The sequence below is a fragment of the Bacteroidota bacterium genome (genome assembly GCA_034723125.1).
GTDB lineage: Bacteria > Bacteroidota > Bacteroidia > CAILMK01 > JAAYUY01 > JAYEOP01.
The window spans coordinates 1-1,665 of record JAYEOP010000547.1; the positions used below are offsets into that span (position 1 = coordinate 1).

Sequence of the window (1,665 nt, forward strand, 5' to 3'; positions counted from 1 at the left end):
CGTAACACATAACTTTAAGTACTTTAGGCACTCTAGGCACTTTAAGTACTTCTTTTTGTTTATTCGGATTGACTGCGAACTGTTGACTGCCGTCTGTTGACTGCCGACTGTGGACTCGTAATTTGTTTATTCGTAACACATAACTCTAAGTACTTTAGGCACTCTAGTGTCAAGTCAATCGTCAATTGACGGATAAAGTCTTTTTAATTTTATTCTTGATTTTTTTATTGTAAATCTCCAGTTTATTTTGCAATTTTTATTGTTTCTGAAATTTTGCCAAGCTTCAACTTCTTGCTTTACAGTATCAATATTATCAATCCTTCTATTAAGACATTGACCATTTAGTACATTTAATTCTATTTCCGCCATGTTCAACCAACTACCATGTTTGGGTGTAAAAATAAATTCAAATCTATCCCAAATACGTTTAGCCTCTTCCGGTTGAAATCTATCATATAATGAACTTGCTTTATGCGTGTTAAGATTATCCATTACTAATGTGATTTTTTTTGCATTTTTATAATCGTCTGCTATTTCTTTTATAAATTCAGCCCAATCTTTCTTTGTTTTACGTTTAGTTATTTTTACTGTTCTTTTTCCAGCAAGCGGTTCATTGGCAATGAAAATATTACAGACACCTTTTCTTGAATATTCATAGTCTATTAATTTGCTTCCATCTTTCATTTTTTCAGGAATTCGAGTTTCTGCTATAAGTTGTTTTGGTGATTCATCCATACAAACCACAGGATAATCAGATGAATACGGACGCTTATAAGTATCCAATACATTTTCCATATTTGCCACAAAATCAGCACTTTGTTTTGCTGGAATTACCCAACTCTTAACTTTCCACGGTTTCAATTCATTTTTTTTAAAACGCTTCTTACCGTTTCATGTGATACGCTCTCAACATAATTTAATTCAACCATTTGATCAGCAAGCAACCTCAATGACCATTTCGCAAAACCTGATGGCGGTTTACTACAAGCAATTGATATTAAATGAGCTTCAAAATCACCATCTGCTTTTTTCTCATAAATTCTTGTAGTTGGTTTTCTTGATAAACTTGCTTCAAAACCTTCTTCAATAAAACGTTTCTTAACTCTATCAATTGTTCGCATTCCAACTTTAAGAATTTTTGTAATCTCAACATTTGTTACTTTACTTGAATAATCTCCTTCATCTGTATTTAAAAGAATGTAAGCATTTCTGTAAGTTTGAGATTTGTGTTTACCTTTTTTAATAATCTTAAGAAGTTGTTCCTGCTCCTGTTTTGTTAACGTTACTTTATACAATATTGCCATAATTATAAAATTTAAATTTTTTGGCAAATATACAAAATAATTACGTCATAATAAATTTGACTTGACACTAGAGTGCCTAAAGTACTTAAAGTTATGTGTTACGAATAAACAGATCCTCCTTCGCTAAAGCTACGGAGGAGAATCTAAACAGATAAACAATTCACCAAATAAACAAATAAACAATTCTTACAACAACAACCCATAAAGTCGTCATTGTGAGGGAGGTACGACCGCGACAATCTCGGGCTTTTTAGCAGAAGTAGTAAAAACAGTCCTCAGTCAGCAGTAGGCAGTCTCCAGCCAGCAGTCAAATTCCAAATAAACAAATCAACAGATAAACAAATAAACAATTCTTTCATCA

1 protein-coding gene is annotated in these 1,665 nt (G+C 32.2%); it reads right to left on the bottom strand.

What is annotated here, in order from left to right; genetic code table 11:
* Positions 1–174: 174 nt before the first annotated feature.
* Positions 175–1,304, bottom strand: a protein-coding gene (locus U9R42_14040; protein ID MEA3497144.1) for an IS630 family transposase whose coding sequence is annotated in 2 segments (ribosomal slippage) — positions 175–881 and positions 881–1,304 — 1,131 coding nt in all. Because the reading frame shifts where the segments join, the coding sequence is not laid out codon by codon here.
* Positions 1,305–1,665 lie beyond the last annotated feature (361 nt).